This is a genomic window from Streptomyces sp. NPDC048637, from assembly GCF_040650675.1.
In the GTDB taxonomy this organism is placed as follows: domain Bacteria; phylum Actinomycetota; class Actinomycetes; order Streptomycetales; family Streptomycetaceae; genus Streptomyces.
The window spans coordinates 1-17,797 of the sequence record NZ_JBEZHQ010000018.1 but is presented as its reverse complement, the minus strand read 5'-3'; the positions used below and the strand labels follow the sequence as shown (position 1 = coordinate 17,797).

17 protein-coding genes are annotated in these 17,797 nt (G+C 72.3%); 6 read left to right on the top strand and 11 right to left on the bottom strand.

Annotation, left to right across the window (positions count from 1 at the left end):
• Positions 1-320: 320 nt before the first annotated feature.
• Positions 321-1,592, top strand: a complete 1,272-nt coding sequence (locus AB0C46_RS22255; protein WP_362829729.1) for a glycosyltransferase 87 family protein — start codon at positions 321-323, stop codon at positions 1,590-1,592.
• Between the two features lie 14 nt (positions 1,593-1,606).
• On the opposite strand, the gene AB0C46_RS22250 is transcribed toward AB0C46_RS22255, so the two are convergent.
• From AB0C46_RS22250 to AB0C46_RS22235, 4 genes are all read right to left on the bottom strand, one after another.
• The gene (locus tag AB0C46_RS22250; protein WP_362829727.1) at positions 1,607-3,259 is read right to left on the bottom strand and encodes a DNA repair helicase XPB; all 1,653 of its coding nucleotides are present in this window, start codon (positions 3,257-3,259) and stop codon (positions 1,607-1,609) included.
• Between the two features lie 217 nt (positions 3,260-3,476).
• Positions 3,477-4,097 carry a hypothetical protein gene (locus AB0C46_RS22245; RefSeq protein ID WP_362829725.1) on the bottom strand — a complete coding sequence of 207 codons (621 nt, stop codon included), beginning with the start codon at positions 4,095-4,097 and terminating at the stop codon, positions 3,477-3,479.
• A 256-nt stretch (positions 4,098-4,353) separates the two neighbouring features.
• Positions 4,354-4,833 (bottom strand): NUDIX domain-containing protein, encoded by a 480-nt coding sequence (locus AB0C46_RS22240; protein WP_362829724.1) that lies wholly within the window; start codon positions 4,831-4,833, stop codon positions 4,354-4,356.
• Between the two features lie 3 nt (positions 4,834-4,836).
• Positions 4,837-5,580 (bottom strand): XRE family transcriptional regulator, encoded by a 744-nt coding sequence (locus tag AB0C46_RS22235; RefSeq protein WP_362829723.1) that lies wholly within the window; start codon positions 5,578-5,580, stop codon positions 4,837-4,839.
• A gap of 118 nt (positions 5,581-5,698) precedes the next feature.
• Between AB0C46_RS22235 and AB0C46_RS22230 the strand changes: the two genes are divergently transcribed.
• The gene (locus AB0C46_RS22230) at positions 5,699-5,998 is read left to right on the top strand and encodes a hypothetical protein (protein WP_362829722.1); all 300 of its coding nucleotides are present in this window, start codon (positions 5,699-5,701) and stop codon (positions 5,996-5,998) included.
• A gap of 40 nt (positions 5,999-6,038) precedes the next feature.
• Here AB0C46_RS22230 and AB0C46_RS22225 read toward each other — a convergent pair whose 3' ends face one another.
• Both AB0C46_RS22225 and AB0C46_RS22220 read right to left on the bottom strand, forming a co-directional pair.
• A complete protein-coding gene (locus AB0C46_RS22225; RefSeq protein WP_362829721.1) occupies positions 6,039-6,863 on the bottom strand; it encodes a peptidoglycan-binding protein in 825 nt (274 codons plus the stop codon).
• Between the two features lie 22 nt (positions 6,864-6,885).
• Positions 6,886-9,396, bottom strand: coding sequence for a helicase C-terminal domain-containing protein (locus AB0C46_RS22220; RefSeq protein WP_362829720.1), 2,511 nt, complete (start codon positions 9,394-9,396; stop codon positions 6,886-6,888).
• Between the two features lie 175 nt (positions 9,397-9,571).
• Between AB0C46_RS22220 and AB0C46_RS22215 the strand changes: the two genes are divergently transcribed.
• Both AB0C46_RS22215 and AB0C46_RS22210 read left to right on the top strand, forming a co-directional pair.
• Positions 9,572-10,837 carry a hypothetical protein gene (locus AB0C46_RS22215; protein ID WP_362829719.1) on the top strand — a complete coding sequence of 422 codons (1,266 nt, stop codon included), beginning with the start codon at positions 9,572-9,574 and terminating at the stop codon, positions 10,835-10,837.
• Between the two features lie 282 nt (positions 10,838-11,119).
• The gene (locus AB0C46_RS22210) at positions 11,120-11,767 is read left to right on the top strand and encodes a haloacid dehalogenase-like hydrolase (protein WP_362829718.1); all 648 of its coding nucleotides are present in this window, start codon (positions 11,120-11,122) and stop codon (positions 11,765-11,767) included.
• Here AB0C46_RS22210 and AB0C46_RS22205 read toward each other — a convergent pair.
• Positions 11,722-11,982, bottom strand: a complete 261-nt coding sequence (locus tag AB0C46_RS22205) for a hypothetical protein (RefSeq protein ID WP_362829717.1) — start codon at positions 11,980-11,982, stop codon at positions 11,722-11,724. The two genes, AB0C46_RS22210 and AB0C46_RS22205, sit on opposite strands and share 46 nt — an antisense overlap.
• 225 nt (positions 11,983-12,207) lie before the next feature.
• Between AB0C46_RS22205 and AB0C46_RS22200 the strand changes: the two genes are divergently transcribed.
• A complete protein-coding gene (locus AB0C46_RS22200) occupies positions 12,208-12,591 on the top strand; it encodes a cold-shock protein (RefSeq protein WP_018089689.1) in 384 nt (127 codons plus the stop codon).
• 66 nt (positions 12,592-12,657) lie between these two features.
• Here AB0C46_RS22200 and AB0C46_RS22195 read toward each other — a convergent pair whose 3' ends face one another.
• The 4 genes from AB0C46_RS22195 to AB0C46_RS22180 all read right to left on the bottom strand — a co-directional run bounded on the left by AB0C46_RS22195 (position 12,658) and on the right by AB0C46_RS22180 (position 16,211).
• Positions 12,658-13,509 carry a 1,4-dihydroxy-6-naphthoate synthase gene (locus AB0C46_RS22195; RefSeq protein ID WP_362829716.1) on the bottom strand — a complete coding sequence of 284 codons (852 nt, stop codon included), beginning with the start codon at positions 13,507-13,509 and terminating at the stop codon, positions 12,658-12,660.
• Positions 13,506-14,306: a futalosine hydrolase gene (locus AB0C46_RS22190; RefSeq protein ID WP_362829891.1), complete on the bottom strand. Its 801-nt coding sequence runs from the start codon at positions 14,304-14,306 to the stop codon at positions 13,506-13,508. Before AB0C46_RS22190 ends, AB0C46_RS22195 begins: the two co-directional genes overlap by 4 nt.
• A gap of 17 nt (positions 14,307-14,323) precedes the next feature.
• Positions 14,324-14,827 carry a hypothetical protein gene (locus AB0C46_RS22185; protein WP_362829715.1) on the bottom strand — a complete coding sequence of 168 codons (504 nt, stop codon included), beginning with the start codon at positions 14,825-14,827 and terminating at the stop codon, positions 14,324-14,326.
• Between the two features lie 70 nt (positions 14,828-14,897).
• Positions 14,898-16,211: an MFS transporter gene (locus AB0C46_RS22180; protein WP_362829889.1), complete on the bottom strand. Its 1,314-nt coding sequence runs from the start codon at positions 16,209-16,211 to the stop codon at positions 14,898-14,900.
• Between the two features lie 506 nt (positions 16,212-16,717).
• Between AB0C46_RS22180 and AB0C46_RS22175 the strand changes: the two genes are divergently transcribed.
• Positions 16,718-17,623 (top strand): DUF3027 domain-containing protein, encoded by a 906-nt coding sequence (locus AB0C46_RS22175; protein ID WP_362829887.1) that lies wholly within the window; start codon positions 16,718-16,720, stop codon positions 17,621-17,623.
• Positions 17,624-17,797: the final 174 nt, after the last annotated feature.

Sequence of the window (17,797 nt, the reverse complement as noted above, 5' to 3'; positions counted from 1 at the left end):
GATTCCGCGGATGACTGATTCCGCGAACGACTGATTCCGCGGACGAGTGATTCCGCGAACGCGGCATCGCGGTATGCAGCTGAGCGCGTGCCCTGGCCGCCCCTGTCCGCGCACACCGCGCACAATACGGGGCAGGAAGCCGCATCAGGTGTGTACCGGCCATGCACGTACAGATCACGCACACCATGCGGCGCGAGCAGGTGCCAGAAGCCGACCCCGCGTCGACATCCGGATGACCGGAAACCGTTACGGACGGTCGGCCTCGATCCACTAGCGTCGCCGCAACGGGCGCGCTCAGGGCAACGGGGAGGGGTCAGCGGGTGTCTGCCGTCGAGGGGACGTGGACATGGAGACGGACCTGGGCGCAGAGCATCGCCCGTCCCGGCCGGCTGGCGCTCGCCACGGCGCTGCTCCTGGCGTCATTCGCCGGACTCTGGGTGCTCTACCAGGTCCAGCCGCTGCCGATGTCCGACATAGCGGTCTACCGGGCCGAGGGTGAAGCAGCCTCCACGGGCGGCGATCTCTACGGCTTCACGGTCACCAAGTGGGCACTTCCGGCCACCTACCCGCCCTTCGCCGCCCTGCTCTTCATACCGACCACCTGGCTCTCGCTCAGCACGCTCAAGGTCGTCTGCGTACTCGTCAATGCGGTGCTCCTCGCGCTGCTGATCCATCTCTCGTGCAAGGCCGCCGGCCTGCGCAAGGCCGCCCACACCGCGCCCTTCCTCCTGGCCGCCACCGCGCTCGGCCTCTGGCTGGAGCCGGTCTTCCAGACCTTCGTCTTCGGGCAGGTCAACCTCGCGCTGGCCTGCCTGGTCCTGTGGGATCTCTCCCGTCCGGACGGCGCCCGCCTCAAGGGGTTCGCCACCGGCCTCGCGGCCGGCATCAAACTCACCCCCGCGATCTTCGCCGTCTACCTTCTCGTCACCGGCCGGGTGAAGGCCGCCTGCACCGCGCTCGCCGGGTTCCTGGTCTCCGTGCTGCTGGGCTGGCTGGTCCTGCCCGACGCCAGCATCGAGTTCTGGACCCGGCGGATGTTCGAGACCGGGCGGGTCGGCAAGGTCTGGATCGTCGACAACCAGTCCCTGCAGGGCCTGATCACCCGGGTACTGCACCAGCCCGAGCCCGGCCTGCTCTGGGCGGTGCCCGCGCTGCTGACCGCGGCGACCGGGCTCTGGGCCGCCCGCCGCGTCTTTCTGCGCCGCGGCCTGGACAGCTGGGGCGTGCTGTGTACGTCCGTCACGGCGCTGCTGGTCTCGCCGATCAGCTGGTCCCACCACTGGGTCTGGTGTGTGCCGCTGCTCGTCGCCCTCGCCGCCCACACCCGGCGCAGCCCATGGCGCAGGGCGCTGCTGGCCGCCGTCACCCTCGCCTTCGCCGCCCGCACGATGTGGATCGTCCCGCACACCGGCGACCTCGATCTGCGGGTCGCCTGGTGGCAGCAGCCGTTCGCGGCGCCGTATCCCCTGCTCGGTCTGGCCCTGCTGGCGACGGTGGTCTGGTGGACCCGGCAGCCGCCCGTGGTTCCGGGCGGCGGCCTCCCGTCGCCGCGCGCCGCACGGGAGCCGGCCAGCCCGTCCCGGGCGGCCTGAGCCCGGCGGCACCGTCAGGCGTCCTCGTCCGCAGCCAGCAGCTCGTCCGCATCCACGATCCGGTACGCGTACCCCTGCTCGGCCAGGAAGCGCTGGCGGTGTGCCGCGAAGTCCTGGTCGATGGTGTCGCGCGCGACGACCGAATAGAACCGCGCCTCGTGCCCGTCCGCCTTCGGCCGCAGCACCCGGCCCAGCCGCTGGGCCTCCTCCTGGCGGGAGCCGAAGGTGCCGGACACCTGGATCGCGACCGTCGCCTCCGGAAGGTCGACGGAGAAGTTCGCGACCTTGGAGACCACGAGCACCGAGAGCTCGCCCCGCCGGAAGGCGTCGAAGAGCTTCTCGCGCTGCGCGTTGGTGGTCTCGCCCTTGATCACCGGTGCGTCCAGATGCTCGCCCAGCTCGTCCAGCTGGTCGATGTACTGCCCGATGACCAGCGTCTGCTCGCCCTGGTGCCGGCGCACCAGCGCCTCGGTCACGTACTGCTTGCTGGCGGTGGTCGCACAGAAGCGGTATTTCTCCTCGGTCTCGGCCGTCGCATACGCCAGCCGCTCCGATTCGGTCAGATTGACCCGTACCTCGACACAGTCCGCGGGGGCGATGTACCCCTGCGCCTCGATCTCCTTCCAGGGGGCGTCGAAGCGCTTCGGCCCGATGAGCGAGAAGACATCCGACTCCCGGCCGTCCTCGCGCACCAGCGTCGCGGTGAGCCCCAGCCGCCGCCGCGCCTGAAGATCGGCGGTGAACTTGAAGACCGGTGCGGGCAGCAGATGCACCTCGTCATAGATGACCAGGCCCCAGTCCCGGGAGTCGAACAGCTCCAGGTGCGGGTAGACGCCCTTCCGCTTGGTCGTCAGCACCTGGTACGTGGCGATGGTGACCGGCCGGATCTCCTTCCGCGTCCCGCTGTACTCACCGATCTCGTCCTCGGTCAGCGAGGTCCGCTTCACCAGCTCGTGCTTCCACTGCCGGGCCGAGACGGTGTTCGTCACCAGGATCAGCGTGGTCGCCTTGGCCTGTGCCATCGCGCCCGCCCCGACCAGCGTCTTGCCCGCGCCGCAGGGCAGCACGACCACACCCGAGCCGCCGTGCCAGAAGCCCTCGACCGCCTGCTGCTGATACGGCCGCAGCGCCCAGCCGTTCTCGTCCAGCTCGATCGGGTGCGCCTCACCGTCGACGTAACCGGCCAGGTCCTCGGCCGGCCAGCCCAGCTTGAGCAGCGTCTGCTTGATCTGCCCGCGCTCGGAGGGGTGCACGACCACGTTGTCCGGGTCCAGCCGCGCCCCGACCAGCGGCTGCACCTTCTTCGACCGGAGGATCTCCTCCAGCACCGGGCGGTCGGTGGTCGTCAGCACCAGGCCGTGCGCGGGGTGCTTGGTGAGCGTGAGGCGTCCGTAGCGGGACATCGTCTCGGCGATGTCGACGAGCAGCGCGTGCGGCACCGGATACCGCGAGAACTGCACCAGCGCGTCGACGACCTGCTCGGCGTCGTGCCCGGCCGCCCGCGCGTTCCACAGCCCGAGCGGCGTCACCCGGTACGTATGGATGTGCTCCGGCGCCCGCTCCAGCTCGGCAAAGGGCGCGATGGCCCGCCGGCAGGCGTCCGCCAGCTCATGGTCCACCTCCAGCAGCAGCGTTTTGTCGCTCTGGACGATGAGAGGTCCGTTCACGCGAGGCACCCTTTCCGTACGGCCAATCGTCCAGTCTGCCCTACTCGCCACGTCTGGGGCGAGGCGCGCTCACGCTGGTTGCGGACTGAGATGGGGAACGATTCTGATGCGCCCTTTTTGCAGGTAGCTCGCAAAAGATTCGCCGGTGTTTGTCATTCCTGCGCTGTTTCGCTCTGTCATAGCGGTCTGGGTAATGCGTTGGCTTGCCGGGGTTTGCCTACTGCTTGAGGCCGAAGAAGTCAGTGAGCCAGGCGGAGAGCACTGTGAGGAGAACGCCGATAAGGGCCAGTATGATTCCGGACATAATGCCCCACTTCGTGCCGCTCCTGCCCTGTGCAGTGCGACTCCGGATTTCCCGTTGACGCTCTGGAAGAACGGGGGTCGCGTAGTCCACCTTGAGCCACTGCTTGTAAGCCATTGCCGTGGCGAGGAGACCAAGAGTCAAAGCTGGGAACGTCACATATCCGAGCACTTCGCGTGTGCGATCAGAAGGCGAGATCAATCCAAGCCCGTCAGCGAGGAGGATGGCAAGGAACGTCGCGGCAGGACCGAAACCAAGAGCCCTTACAGCAGCGATCGCGGTGAAGCTCTGCCACTTTGGTCGTTTACGTACGCTCACCAAGCTGTGTACGTCACGTGCCAGCTCACGGGCCTCCTGGCTGTCACTCGCGGAGATGTAGGGCACCACCCCAAGCTGCACTTCGACGCGTGGCTCTTCCGTGCTGAACCGGACGTAATCCAAGTCAGCTGGCTCAGCATCCCGTAGGTCCTCGGCATCATCGGCTACGCCATCGACGCCTACCCGGATGGTGACGCTCCCAGCACGCTCCTTCAGCAAGTGATGCACGCTCTCGACGTCGTCAAGGCAGAGTTGAGCACCGCGAATGGACCAGAACTGCTCAGTCGCCGGCGCCAAGTGCTGACGCGGCAGCCTCCGGAGTGCGCACATGGCAGCGAGCGTACCGACCTGCCCGGCAGCGGCTGCTCAGCGCGCAGCAACGAAGCGAGGACGTGCTCGGGGGTGAGGTGGTGCTCGCTGTCTTTGCCGAACAGGCCGATGAAAAGCACTCCACGGGGAAACCAGTGCATGGCATTCAGCCAAGGTAGGGCGGCGCGTAGTGCTCGCGGTGCCGCAAGTAGTGCGCCAGCCGTAGTCGTTGAGTGTGGTGCATGGGCAGGGCGTCGAACTCGGCCGGAGACACGAAACGGAGATCCGTGGACTCGTCCGAGATAGCCAGAGAGCCGCCGGTGATCCGGGCGGTGAAGCAGATATTGAACTGCCGCCGTACCTCGCCGTCCGAGTAGGCAATCACATGCCGGGGGTCCGTATACGTGCCGACGAGACCTGTGATCTCCACGTCGAGGCCGGTCTCCTCCTTGACTTCCCGTACGGCGGCACCCGGCAGTGAATCGGTCATCTCCATGCCGCCGCCCGGCAGGGCCCATAGCCCGCTGTCCCGCCGCCGTTGGAGCAGCACCTCTCCGCCGGTATTCGTCACGACAGCAGACGCGGCGACGACCAGGCTGTTGGGCTCAGGGGCTTCGGGGTCGTCGAAGTACTCAGTCCGAGCCATGGTTCAGTCCCCCTGCACGGGCATCGCTGTTGCCCACACGGCGTCGAAGCTGGATGCGTACGTGTCGAACATCCCGCCCTCGACGCTGCGCCGCAGGTGCCAGACGGGCGCTGCGTAGGCGTTGACGCCCCAGAGATGGCTGTTCACCAAGACCTGGTCGTCGGCGAGGTAGATGCTGTTGTAAAGCGTTGTGGCGTGCGTGCGCAGCTCAATGCCGGGAACGTCGGCGAGCGGCTTGTAGTGCATCAGGGCCAGACGGCAACGTGATTCGATTCCATGGCCGAACTTCTCTTCCTGGCCTCGTTGCTGGACGTGGGGGCTGTCGGCGTCCCCGATGGCAATCCTGATGGCGCAGCCTTCGGAGGTGCGTTCCCGCAAAAGGTCGGTGAGGTGGGGATACGCCTCATGTAGGAAGACGGCTGCGTAGACGAGGATGTCGATACGCTCTCGGGCTTGTGTGAGGAGGTCCACGAAGGCCGAGACCGGCAAGTCGGCCCGCTTGCCGTAGAGGGCGACCAGCTCCGGGCTGACGGCCCGGCCCGCCCGTGGTTGGCGCAAGGATGGCCAGAGTGCGTGCACGTCTTCCCCTAACTTCTCGGCTGCTCGAAACGCGGTCGTACGGCGCGGAGTGCGGCCGAGATTGACCCAGCGTTCCACGGATTTGGTATCCACTTCCGTTGCTTCGGCCAGGGCGGCATGGGTCCATCCGCCTGACGTCATAGCGGCTCGGAGCCTTTCGTTGGGCATGCAGTCTCTTCCTGTCTGAGGGGACGTTGCCAGGGACTTTCTAATGGAAGCGGGACGTCCCGAAGTGTCGTTTGGCGGTGGTTCCATCGTCCTGGGTGACGGACGGAAGCTCGGTTGCATGGAAGAGGTTGAGCAGACTACCGAGGTGACCATCGCGCGACTGCTGCCATGGCGGTCGCCGGAAGGCAAACGATGCTTACTGATCACGGACAACGACGGTGGTTTGCTGTCGCATGTCGCGAGCGAGGTGGAGCGCGTTCAACTGGGCATGGGAGCGGAGCTTCTGGAGCATGCCGACGCGCTGCTCGCCGACAGTGCGGTGACGGCAGATCAACTGCGATACGTGGCTTGTCGGCTCGCTGAGGCGTTGGCGGACGCACTCAGCGTTGCGGAAAGTCGAGGAAGCCGCCGTTCGTGACAGGGCGGACGCCGACAGTGCGGGACAGGGAACCGGACCGTCAGCGATGGATGGCCGGCCCCTGCGAGGCGAGCAGGGCCCGCCACGTGGCGGGGTCGGCGACGCCGGTCACCGGGAGGGCCCGGTCGCGCTGGAAGGTGCCGAGGGCGCGGGCGGTGGAGGGGGTGAAGATCCCGGTGATGTCAGTGGCGGTGCCGGCGTTGCCGAGCAGGTACTGGAGGGCCACGACCGCCGGCTTCGGGTCGTTGTGGGAATCGATCCGGATGATCAGGTGCGACCAGGTCTGCTCGCCGACCTTGCCGTCGGCGAGCAGACCGTGGGCGGTCTGGAACTCCTTCACGGCGGCCGCCGTCGCCGCACCGAAGTCGCCGTCGGCCTCGACGGCATGGCCGTGGGCCTGGAGCAGGTACTGGACGGTGCGGGCCTTCCACAGCAGATCGCCCTTGCGGACCAGCGGCCAGCGGGCGCCCGCGAGGCCCGGCGAGGCTTCCGCGGCGGCGGCCGACGCACCGTCCTGCCCGGTGCGGTGGGCGAACGCGCTCCAGCCGAGGCCGATACCGCCGCCGAGGGCGAGGACGGCCAGGAAGGCGAGGGCGGCGCGGAGGGGGGCCGTGCGGCGGGGCACGGGCGCCACCACCACGGCGGCGTCCCGGGGCACCGTCGGGACCGGAGCGGGGGAAGGCACGGCGACGGGGACGAGGGACTGCGGTCCGGTGGCCGGAGCCTGGGGGCCGGCGGCCGTGGCCCGGGGACCGTCCGCCGGGGCGGCGTCGGCCGGGCGGGGTGCTTTACGGGACGGTGCGGCGGCCGCCGCCTCGGCCAGGGCGCGGGCCCGGGGAAGGTCGGCGGCCGGTGCGCGCAGCACCGTATGGAGGCCGCCCGGCCGCTCAGACCGAGTCGTCCGCCAGCTCCGCCACACCCGTGATGCGGTGGAGCGGGTACGTACGGACCTCGTCGGAGGTGTGGTCGTAGGCCGTCACAAAGCCGCCCTCGACCCGTACGGGCGCGATGACGCGCTGGCTGGCGGCGCCGTCGGCGTTGACATAGCCGATCCAGAGCGCGGAGTTGGTCAGCACCGCGGCCTGCATGGTGGCGAGGGTCTCGGCGGAGGTGGTGCGGGGGAGGGCGCCGGGGGCCGACGCGGGCGCCTGGACCGGCTTGCGTTCCGCGGTGGCCGCGAGGTCGCCGGCGCGGATGGCGCGTACCGCCGCCGCGAGCAGGGCAGGGTCGGGGGACGGCGGGCCGTCGGGGACCGGGGTGGGGGCGGTGCGCGGCGGGGTCCGGTAGGAGTCGGCGCGGGCGATGAGTACGTCACCGGCGGCGGACTCGGCGGCCGGGGCGTAGCCCATCGCCCGGAGGCCGTCGAGGAGTTGGTCGGGGGAGGTCTGGGCGGCGAGCACGGTCGGGGCGAGCCGGCGCAGCCGGAGGGTGGCGGCCCGGCGGTCCGCGAGGATCTCGGAGAGCAGCGCGTCGTCGTCACAGCGGACATAGGCGGCGGCCGCGCCGATCCGCAGCTGCCCGTGCTTACGGGCCACATCGTCGATGAGGTAGGCGAGCGGCTGGGGGACCGGGGTGCGGGAGTGGGTGGCGAGGAACTCCTGCAGTTCGGCGGCGGAGCGGCCGGCGTCCAGGGCGCGGCGCACGGAGCCGGGGGTGAAGCGGTAGACCGTCGCGCCGCCCTTGGACTCGATGTCGGCGAGGACGCCGAGCGCCTCGGCGAGCGGGCGGCGCAGCGGGCCGGGCGCGACGGCGGTCAGGTCCGCCTGGAGGAGGACGTGGTCGACGGGTTCGGGCAGCAGCGGGGCGAGCAGGGCGGCGGCGCGGGCCGCGGCGGCCAGGGATTCGGCGGGGGTGGGAGCGGCGCTGTCCGACGGGAGGTCGATCAGGGTGCGGCCGTGGGTGGCGAGCGCACCGCGTCCGGTCACGCCGAGCAACTCGGCCTCGGTGAGGGTCCATTGGGCCAGGCGTGAGCGGAGGTCGTCGGCGGGGTCGGTGCCGGGCGCGGCGGTGGCGCGGTCGCCGGCGGCCGGCGCCTGGCCCACGGCCGGTGCGCCGCTGCGCAGCGGCCGCTCCCACCGCAGCCGGGCCAGCACGGCCGTCGCCGGGACGGCGGTGCCCGGCGGCAGCGCGGCGAGCAGGGCGAGGGCGCGGCGGCGGACCTCGGGGGCGGGGGAGCGGTCGAGGTGCGGGCCGAGGGCGGCGAGCGCGCGGCCCTTCGCATCGGCGGTGCCGACGATGCCGGGGGCGCGGGTCGCGGCGAGCCAGCCGGCCGCCAGCGCCGCCCAGCGCTCGTGGTCGGGCAGCTGCAGCCACTCCTCGGCGGCCGGGGTGGCCGCGAACCGCTCGTCGGCCTCGCCGTCGGAGGCGATCAGCCCGGCCGCGTGGGCGAGTTCGAGCCAGAAGGCGGCGAGCTGCTCGGTGGTGTCCAGGGCGGTGGCGGTCCGCTTGAGGTCGCGGACGCTCATACCGCCGGCGCGCAGGACGGCCGGCCCGCCCAGGTCCCACTCCTTGAGCAGTTCCCCGACGGTCGCGAGCGCGGTGAACGCCTGGCTCGCGGCGGCGTTGTCCACAAGCTGTGGATCGCGTGCGGTGGCGGGGGAGAGCGCGGGCGGGACCGGCTCGGGGGTGTGATGGGCGCGACCGCCCCGCAGATGCAGCGCCGCCTCCCGCGGCAGCACGACGTTCCGGGCGCCCGCCGGGATCAGCAGCCCCCGGTCCAGCAGCCATTGCAGATGCGGGGCCGGGCGGTCGGTGACCCCGCCGTAGGGCGGGCCCCACAGCAGCTTGTCGAGGACGGCGACGGACTGGGCGGGCGCGGTGTCGAGCAGCGCCGCCATCCCGGCGCGGTCGGCGAACAGCGCGGTGAGCGCGGCGGCCGCGGTGACCGGGTCGTGAGTGGTGGGCAGCCCGGCCGCGGCGATGATCTCCTGCAGCCGCCCCGGCGACATACCGGCCATGGCCTCGGCGACGGTCGGACCCAGGCCGGTCGGCGACGGGTGCGCGGCGCTCGGCGTGAGCAGCTCACGGGCCGTCCGCACCAGCCGCAGCCGGTCGTCCGGGCCCCACACCAGCGCCTGCGCCCGCAGCTCCGCCACCGCCCGGGGCAGCTCGGCGGCGACCCCGGCGTCCTCGGCGTCGCCGCCCATCAGCGCGCCCAGCGTGTCGTACGGGCACGGGTCGGGCGCCACCGCCAGCGCCTCGGCGGTCTGCAGCACGAAGCGGTCGAGCCGCTCCACGGCGCGGACCACCGACGCCCGCGTCCCGGCCCGGGTCGCCAGCTGCGTGACATCGCCCGGCACCGGATTGAGCAGGTCGGGCCGTGTCCGCAGCAGCCCGACGAGCCCGCGGTCGGTGCGGGTCCTGAGCTCCTCGGCGAGGGTGCGGGGTGTACCGGTCATTCGTCCTACGTTAGCGGGGCGGGGGAGAGCAGGGGAGCGGGTGGCCGCACGGCGGCGCCCCGATCCGCGCCGATCCGGAAGACACCCCCTGACCCCGCCCCGGCCGCCTCCGGCCCGGCCGCCGGTCGAAGGGGTACCGTCGAGGAATCAACCAGCGGACGCCGCAGGGGATTTCGTGGGGATCGAGAGCGATCAGCTCGTCTTTGACTATCTGAGCCGGGTGGGCGACCTGGCCCAGCAGCGGGGGCTGCCCTCCGCCGCACGGATGCGGCTGGTGACCGGGCTCCGCGCCGAGATCGACGGCCAGCAGGCCGATTCGGTGTCCGGTGTGAAGCGGATGCTGGCCCGGCTGGGGACGCCGGAGGCGGTGGTCGCGGCCGCGGGGAGCGCGGACGACCGGGTGCCGGGGGCGGCCTGGAGCGGCCCGGGGACTCGGCCGGACCCGGGCGCCGGGGCCGCCGCGGACGCCGGGCCCGCCGTACCGCCCGGCCCGCGGCCCGCACCGCCGTCGCGGCCCGCCGAACCGCCGTGGCGGTGGACCGGCGCGCGCGACAAGCTCACCGGCCTGGCCGCGCGCAGCGGACTGACGGGACTGACGGGACTGGCGGGAAAGGCGTCCGGGAACGGCAAGGCGGCCGGGAGCGGCAAGGCGGCGGGCGGCGGCAAGGCGGCGGGCGGCGGCAAGGCGGCCACGAACGGTACGGTCCCCGCCCCGCGCGACGAGGCGCCGGACCCGGCGCCGGCGGTCGGCCTGCCCCCGCATCTGGCCGGCGCCGACGAGCTGGGCGACGGCGGGGACGCACCGGACTGGTGGCGGGTGGAGCCGGCGCCGTTTGGACCCGGGGAGACCGTGCCCGGTTTCGTCGGTGGGATCGAGATCCCGGAGATGTGGGACCGGCCCGAGGACGAGCGCCCGCTGTCACTGAAGAAGGACGGCGACGACGGCGACGACGGGGGCGCCGAGCAGGACGCGGACGAGGACACCGCGGCGGAACGTCCGCTGCCCCGGATGCTGCGGCGCGCGCTCGGCCGCCGGAGCGCGGCCACCGCGCCCCCGGCCGGGCCCGAGGCCGGGGAAGAGGTCGTGGCGGGCCCGGCACGGGCGCCGCTCAGCCCGGTTCTGACGCTGGCGGTGCTCCTCCTGGTGGCCGGTGCGGCACTGGGGACGTGGCTTGCGCTGGCGGGCGGCTGGGGGCTCACCTATGTCTCGCGGCGGCTGAGCCGCGCCGAGGCCAAGTTCGCGGCGCTCGGCGTGCCGGGCACCGTCGTCGGCGGTCTGCTGGTGTGGCTGTGGGGCCGGTTCGACGGGCGGTGGGGTGAGCCCCTCGCGCAGGGCCGGCTGGGGCAGGAAATGTTGGACGCGCTGCCGGGGGTGGTGCGGGTGGCGGCCGTCGCCTCGGCGCTGTTCCTGGTGTGGCGGATGCGGCGGACACCGCAGTGAGACGGGCGCGGTGAGAGGGGCGCAGTGAGAGGGGCATGGTGAGACGGGCATGGTGAGCTGCGCCGGGCGCACAACGGCTCACCCGGCCCCGCCGACGGCGAGCCCGTGGCCGCGCCCCGCACCCGACGCCGTCCGCCCGGTCCGCCCGGTCCGCCGGTCCGGCTGGTCCGCCCAGCCCGCCCAGCCCGTCCGGCCAGCCCGTCCGGCCCGCCCGGACGCCCCATAGGGCAGTGCCCTGCACCGGCCCGGACCGGGGGCGGTACCGCAGGCACAATGGCAGGCATGGCTGCACACTCCCTGACGGTCGGCTTCGACCTCGATATGACGCTGATCGACTCCCGCCCCGGCATCAGGGCCGCCTATCACGAGCTGTCCGCCCGGACCGGCACCTTCGTCGACGCCGACCTCGCCGTGAGCAGGCTGGGGCCCCCGTTGGAGGAGGAGATCAGCCGGTGGTTCCCCGAGGAGCGGGTGGCGGAGACCGCCGACCTCTACCGTGCGCTGTATCCGGCGCACGCGGTCACGGCGACGACCGCCCTGCCCGGCGCCCGGGAGGCCCTCGACGCGGTCCGCGCGGCGGGCGGCCAGGCGATCGTGGTGACCGCCAAATACGAGCCCAACGCCAAGCTGCACCTGGCACACCTCGGCCTCGACGTGGACGCCCTCTTTGGCTCCCTGTGGGCGGAGGGCAAGGCCGAGGCGCTGCGCAAGCACGACGCACAGGTCTACGTCGGCGACCACATCGGCGACGTCGTCGGGGCGCACACCGCCGGCGCACTGTCCGTCGCGGTCGCCACCGGCCCGTGCGACGCCACGGAGCTGCGCGTGGCCGGCGCCGAGGTGGTGCTCGACGACCTGACGGAGTTTCCGTCCTGGCTGGCGCGCTATGTGGCGGAGGAGGCCGACGGGGGCGAAGCCGCCGCCACCTGACGGCGCTGGGCGACCGCGGAACGGATCACTCCGGCCGCCGCGACGAGAAAACCGGCGCCCATCAGCATGCACACCGCGTAGAAGACGGACGGCAGCGGATCGGTCCCGAGGAACAGCGGGGCCACCGTGGCGAGAGTGGCCGCTGCGCCAACTAGGAACATGATCGCGCCGATTCGGACCAGCAGATCCCCGGCAAGGGGCGTTTCGTCAGACACCTGACCAGGGTAAGTCCGGGCCAGAAGCACGGAGGATCCACCCGGCGGCGTCTTGTCACCGGCCTTGGGACCATTAGCCTTGGGGTGGCGGGCCCTGCGGCCCGCTGTATTGCTCTCCAGACCTCTCCCCCTCCCGGCTTCGCCGGGCGGAGGGGAGTCCATCCCGCAGATTCCGCAGTAGACCCGGCCCAGTTTTTTCCAACGAGTACGAGGACGAGGACAGACGTGCCTACCGGCAAGGTCAAGTGGTTCAACAGTGAGAAGGGCTTCGGCTTTCTCTCCCGCGATGACGGCGGTGACGTCTTCGTGCACTCGTCGGTGCTGCCCGACGGCGTAGCCGCACTCAAGCCTGGCCAGCGCGTCGAATTCGGCGTCGTCGCGGGCCAGCGCGGCGATCAGGCGCTGACCGTGACACTGCTCGACCCCGCCCCCTCGGTGGCCGCGGCGCAGCGCCGCAAGCCCGATGAACTCGCCTCGATCGTCCAGGACCTCACCACGCTCCTGGAGAACGTCACCCAGCAGCTCGAACGCGGCCGTTACCCGGACAAGGTCCACGGCGCCAAGATCGCCGGCATGCTGCGCGCCGTCGCCGACCAGTTGGACGTCTGACGAGCCGGCCGCGGGCCGTCGCACTCAGCCGTCACCCGCGGCCCCGGCCGTCACACCCGGCACATCTCACACAAAGTTCAACGCATCGCGGCCGAGGGGCGGAACCAGCCCCTCGGCCGCGGCGCGGGTGAGCAGCCCGCGCACCGCGGCATAGCCGTCCTCGCCGAGGTCGGCGGTGAACTCATTGACGTACAGGCCGATGTGCTGGTCGGCGACCTTCGGGTCCATCTCCTGGGCGTGCTCCAGGACATACGGCCGGGAGGCCTCCGGATCGTCCCAGGCCATCAGGACCGAGCTGCGGATCGCCGCCGCGAGGCCGCGCAACACCGGCTCGCCCAGCGACCGCTTGGCGATGATCGCGCCGAGCGGGATCGGCAGACCGGTGGTGTGCTCCCAGTGCTCGCCCATGTCGGCCAGGCAGAACAGGCCGTAGTTCTGGTACGTGAAGCGCGCCTCGTGAATGACCAGGCCCGCATCGACCTTGCCGTCGCGCACGGCCGGCATGATCTCGTGGAACGGCAGCACCACGATCTCCCCGACCCCGCCCGGCACCTCGGCCGCCGCCCACAGCCGGAACAGCAGATACGCGGTGGACCGCTCACTGGGCACCGCGACCGTTCTGCCCGCCAGATCCGCGGCCGCGCCCTGCTCCCGGGTCAGCACCAGCGGCCCGCAGCCACGCCCCAGCGCCCCGCCGCAGGGCAGCAGCGCATAGTCCTGAAGCACCCACGGCAGCACCGCGTACGACACCTTCAGCACATCGAACTCACCGCGCTCGGCCATGCCGTTGGTGAGGTCGATATCGGCGAAGGTGACCGCCAGCTCCGGCGCGCCCGGGACGCGGCCGTGCGCCAGCGCATCGAAGACGAAGGTGTCGTTCGGGCACGGCGAGTACGCGATGTTCAGCGGCCGGGTCACGGCGTCCTCCTCAAGGATGTGGGGTCCCCCCGCGTGCGCGAAGCCGAGCGTGGGGGAGGTTCCGGCGCCGGTCCGGCGGTGGCCGCCAGGGCTCCGGGAAGCGTACGGAAGGCGCCGGTCAGGGCGGCGAGGGCGGCACCGATGCGCCAGGCGGCGCGGTCGCGGGGGCCGACGGCATTGGAGACCGTACGGATCTCCAGCACCGGCACCCCGTGGGCGGCGGCCGCCTCGGCGACCCCGAAACCCTCCATCGCCTCGGCCAGCACCCCCGGATGACGTTCCGCCAGCTCGGCGGCGCGGGCCGCGCTACCGGTGACCGTCGAGACGGTGACGACGGTGCCGGATGCCGCACCGGCCGCCGCGGCGACGGCCTGGACCAGCGCCGGGTCGGGGCGGTGCGCGACCGTCCCGAAGCCGAGTTCGGTGACCGGGACGAAGCCGTCGGGGGTCTCGGCGCCGAGGTCGGCCGCGACGATCGCGTCCGCGACCACCACCGACCCCAGCGGCGCACCGGAGGGGGAACCCCCGTGCCCGGGGGCGAAGCCGCCGCCGATACCGGCCGAGAACACCAGGTCGTACGGCTCCTCGGCGAGTGCGGCGGCGGTCAGCGCGGTGGCCGTGCCGGCGGCCGCGGCGGCCGGGCCCACACCGGCGGCCAGCACATCGAGCGCCACCGGAAGGCCCGCCGCCCGCCGCAGCTCAAGGCCACCGGGCAGCGCCGTCCCGTCGCAGTGGTCTGCCGCGGCACACACCGCGTCACGCTCGGCGGCCACCGCCGTGACGACCAGCACCCGCATCATGCGGCCCGCGCGCCCTAGTTCTCCTGCTTCAGCGTGAAGTGCCACATGGCCTTGGGGCCGCCGCCCGTGCCCAGCTCGGCGACCTGGAGGGTGACGTCCTTGGAGTACGTGGTCTGGCCGGTCTGCGGGTTCTGCTGCATGAAGAGCGTCTCCGCGTCGAAGCTGCGGTACGTCTGCTTGCTGGGCTCGCGCATGACGGGGCCGGCACCGATGACGATCCAGCCGGACTTGGCGATGTCCGGCTCGACGCCGACGCGCACCTTCTCACCGGGGTGGACGGTGATCGTCTTGCCGCCCTTCTTGGTCAGGCAGCCCGAGACGGCCTTCTTGGAGAGGACCTTGCCGTCACCGTCGCAGCCGGGGGTGGCCTCGGCCGTCACCGTCGACGAACCGACGGTCACGGTCGCGAGCGCGGTCGGCTTCTCGCAGGCGGAGAGGGTGATGAGACCCAGGGACACGGCACCGATGGCGGCAGCGGCGCGGCGGCCCTTGCCCCAGGAGATCAACGCAGCGGTCATACGGGCAGGCTATCTGGCGCCTCAGCTCACGCCACGCCCGGGTGCGGCGTGCCGCGTTGCCCGTCGCGGGTCAGGCCACCCGAGCGCTCCGCGTACCGCCCCGCCGGGCCGCGCTCAGCAGTCCCCGTGCGGCCAGCAGCACGCCCAGCGCCACCAGCCCCGCGGCCACCGCCATCCCCATGGTGCCGATCAGCGGCAGCGAAATCCCGATCGCGCCGCCCACCACCCACGACATCTGCAGCGCCGTCTCGGACCGGGCGAACGCGGAGGTACGCACCTCCTCCGGCACATCGCGCTGGATCATCGCGTCCAGCGACAGCTTCGCCAGTGCCTGGCACAGCCCCGCGGCGGCCGCCGCGGCGGTCACCACGACCACCGCCACCACCTGGTAGAACACCGCTGCGAGCACCGTCGCGCAGAGCGCCAGACCCAGCATCGCCGCGACGATCCGCTCCGGCCCGCGGGCCTTCAGCCAGGCGCCGACCGCCGTCCCCAGCGCATTGCCGACACCGGCCGCCACCACCACCAGCCCGAGCGAGGCCGCCGGGCCCAGCCCGCCCAGCGGATGCTCCCGCAGCAGGAAGGCCAGGAAGAACGTCAGGAATCCGGAGAGCGCCCGCAGGCAGGCATTGGCCTGCAGACCGTGCAGCACCGACGGGCCGACCGTACGCAGTCCGGGCTTCCGCCCGGCGTCCGCCGAGCGCGCCGCCGCGTCCCGGGACGTCAGCCGGGCCCGGGCCTCGCCCTTCGCCGAGTCGACCTTGTGCGGCAGCGAGAACGACAGGAACGTACCGGCCGCGAACACCACGCACGCCCCGTACAGCGGCCAGCTCGGCCCGATCAGATGCAGCCCGGCCCCCGCGGGGGCCGCCAGCCCCGTCGCCAGCAGCCCGGCGAGCGTCACCCGGGAATTGGCCTTGACCAGCGAAATCCGCGGTGGCAGCAGCCGCGGCACCACCGCGCTGCGGACCACCCCGTACGCCTTCGACGACACCAGCACACCGAGCGCCGCCGGATACAGCTCCAGCCCCCCGGTGGCGACCGCGCCGGACATGGTCAGCGCCAGCAGCGCCCGGGCCAGCATCGCGCCCGCCATCGCCGCCCGGCGGCCGTGCGGCACCCGGTCCAGCAGCGGCCCGACCACCGGCGCGAGCAGGGCGAACGGCGCCATCGTGACCGCCAGATACAGCGCCACCCGGCCCCGCGCCTCATCCGTCGGCACTGAGAAGAACACCGTGGACGCCAGCGCGACGGTGATCATCATGTCGCCGGCGGAGTTCACCGCATGCAGCTCGATCAGCTTGCCCAGGCCCGATTCCCCGGCGCCGTGCGCATGCGTGGCGCGCCGCACCCCGCGCGCCGCGCCCGTGAACGGCCGGTGCAGCGCACGCCCGACGGCCCGGCCCGCCCGGCCGGCCCGGTTGTACCCGTCCCCGCCTCGCGTCGATGCGCGCGAGACCTGCGACGACTTCCCTGATGTCTTCGACACCTTCGACACCTTCGACGCCCGTGCGGCAGCCACCCGGTCATAGTGCCCCAACTCGCCCAGGAGAGGGCACTTTCTCCTCCCTGCCGCGCGGGGCGTCCAGGCCCGCGGTCGCGGCCGTGGACATTTGCCGCTCCCACCGAGGGGTCGTCCACCGTTGAAGGGGTAGCGTGTGTAGCGCGCCACCGGCGGTCGTTTTTGGCCGCGTGCCTTAGCGCGATCCCGCAGAATGGGACGTAAGAGGTGCGCTCGACCGAAACGACCGGGCGCGGACGTCGACGCGGTCCCCTGGTCCGCTCCGCCCGCCCCGGCACCGCCGGTCGTCCGGACAGGACAAGGACAGCTCCGGCTGGCGCACTCGTGAGACGGCGTAGAAGAGAGAATCGATTCTTGTGAGTGCTGCGATGCGAAGCCGTACCCCTGACCGCCTGTGCGCCGAGGCGGTCGACCTTGCCCGGGAGGCGGCGGAGGAAGCCGCACTGCCCGGCATGGTCGGCGAGCACATCGAGGTCGTTGCTGACGGAGACCGGGTCGTCACCCATCTCTTCGCCTGCAACGAGCCCGGCTACCGCGGCTGGCGCTGGGCCGCCACGGTCGCCAGGGCCTCCCGCGCCAAGATCGTCACGCTCGACGAGGTGGCGCTGCTGCCCGGCCCCGACGCCCTCCTCGCACCGGAATGGGTGCCGTGGAGCGAGCGGCTCCGCCCCGGCGACATGGGCCCCGGCGATCTGCTGCCCACCGAGGCCGACGACCTGCGCCTGGAGCCCGGTTTCACCGGCGAGGACGTCCCGCCGCCGAACTCCCCGGTCGCCGAGGGCATGGCCGCCGAGGTCGCCGACTCCGAGGAGGCGGACGTCGTCCCGGGCTCGCCCGCGGTCCAGCCCGCCCCCGAGCGCGGCAGTATCGCGGCGGTCGCCGAGGAGCTCGGCATGCGCCGGGCCCGGGTGCTGTCCCGCTACGGCCTGCACACCGCCGCCGACCGCTGGGAAGACGCGTACGGCGCCAAGAGCGCCATGGCCCAGGCGGCCCCCGCCACCTGCGTGACCTGCGGCTTCCTCACCCAGCTGCCCGGCTCCCTGGGCCAGGCGTTCGGTGTCTGCGCCAATGAGTTCTCCCCGGCGGACGGGCGGGTGGTGTCCCTCGCGTACGGGTGCGGTGCGCACTCCGAGGCCGCCGTCATGCCGAAACCGCCGCGGCCGGCCGCGCCGGTTGTGGACGAGACCGTGGTCGAGCCGTTGTCGCTGCGTCCCGAGCGGAATGGGGGGTCGGTCGAGGAGACCGGGCCGGCCGAGGAGCTCGGCCACAGCTGAGGGCTTGTAGCCCGCTTCCCACGTTGTCGGATGGCCCCGCCGTGCCTCTTCTCTTTCGCCTGTCGGCGGGGTGGGGGGTTGGGCGGGGGCCGCTTGTTGGCTGTGGTGGGTGCCGGTGGCGGGCCTCCGGGGCCTGTGTTGTGGACTGCTTCGCTTTACGTCCACAACACAGGC

What these genes read in the sequence shown, in the direction of transcription:
- AB0C46_RS22230 (WP_362829722.1), top strand. Translation starts at nt 5,699, where the DNA reads ATGGAAGAGGTTGAGCAGACTACCGAGGTGACCATCGCGCGACTGCTG.
- AB0C46_RS22185 (WP_362829715.1), bottom strand. Translation starts at nt 14,827, where the DNA reads ATGACCGCTGCGTTGATCTCCTGGGGCAAGGGCCGCCGCGCCGCTGCC.
- AB0C46_RS22210 (WP_362829718.1), top strand. Translation starts at nt 11,120, where the DNA reads ATGGCTGCACACTCCCTGACGGTCGGCTTCGACCTCGATATGACGCTG.
- AB0C46_RS22235 (WP_362829723.1), bottom strand. Translation starts at nt 5,580, where the DNA reads ATGCCCAACGAAAGGCTCCGAGCCGCTATGACGTCAGGCGGATGGACC.
- AB0C46_RS22240 (WP_362829724.1), bottom strand. Translation starts at nt 4,833, where the DNA reads ATGGCTCGGACTGAGTACTTCGACGACCCCGAAGCCCCTGAGCCCAAC.
- AB0C46_RS22190 (WP_362829891.1), bottom strand. Translation starts at nt 14,306, where the DNA reads ATGCGGGTGCTGGTCGTCACGGCGGTGGCCGCCGAGCGTGACGCGGTG.
- AB0C46_RS22175 (WP_362829887.1), top strand. Translation starts at nt 16,718, where the DNA reads ATGCGAAGCCGTACCCCTGACCGCCTGTGCGCCGAGGCGGTCGACCTT.
- AB0C46_RS22220 (WP_362829720.1), bottom strand. Translation starts at nt 9,396, where the DNA reads ATGACCGGTACACCCCGCACCCTCGCCGAGGAGCTCAGGACCCGCACC.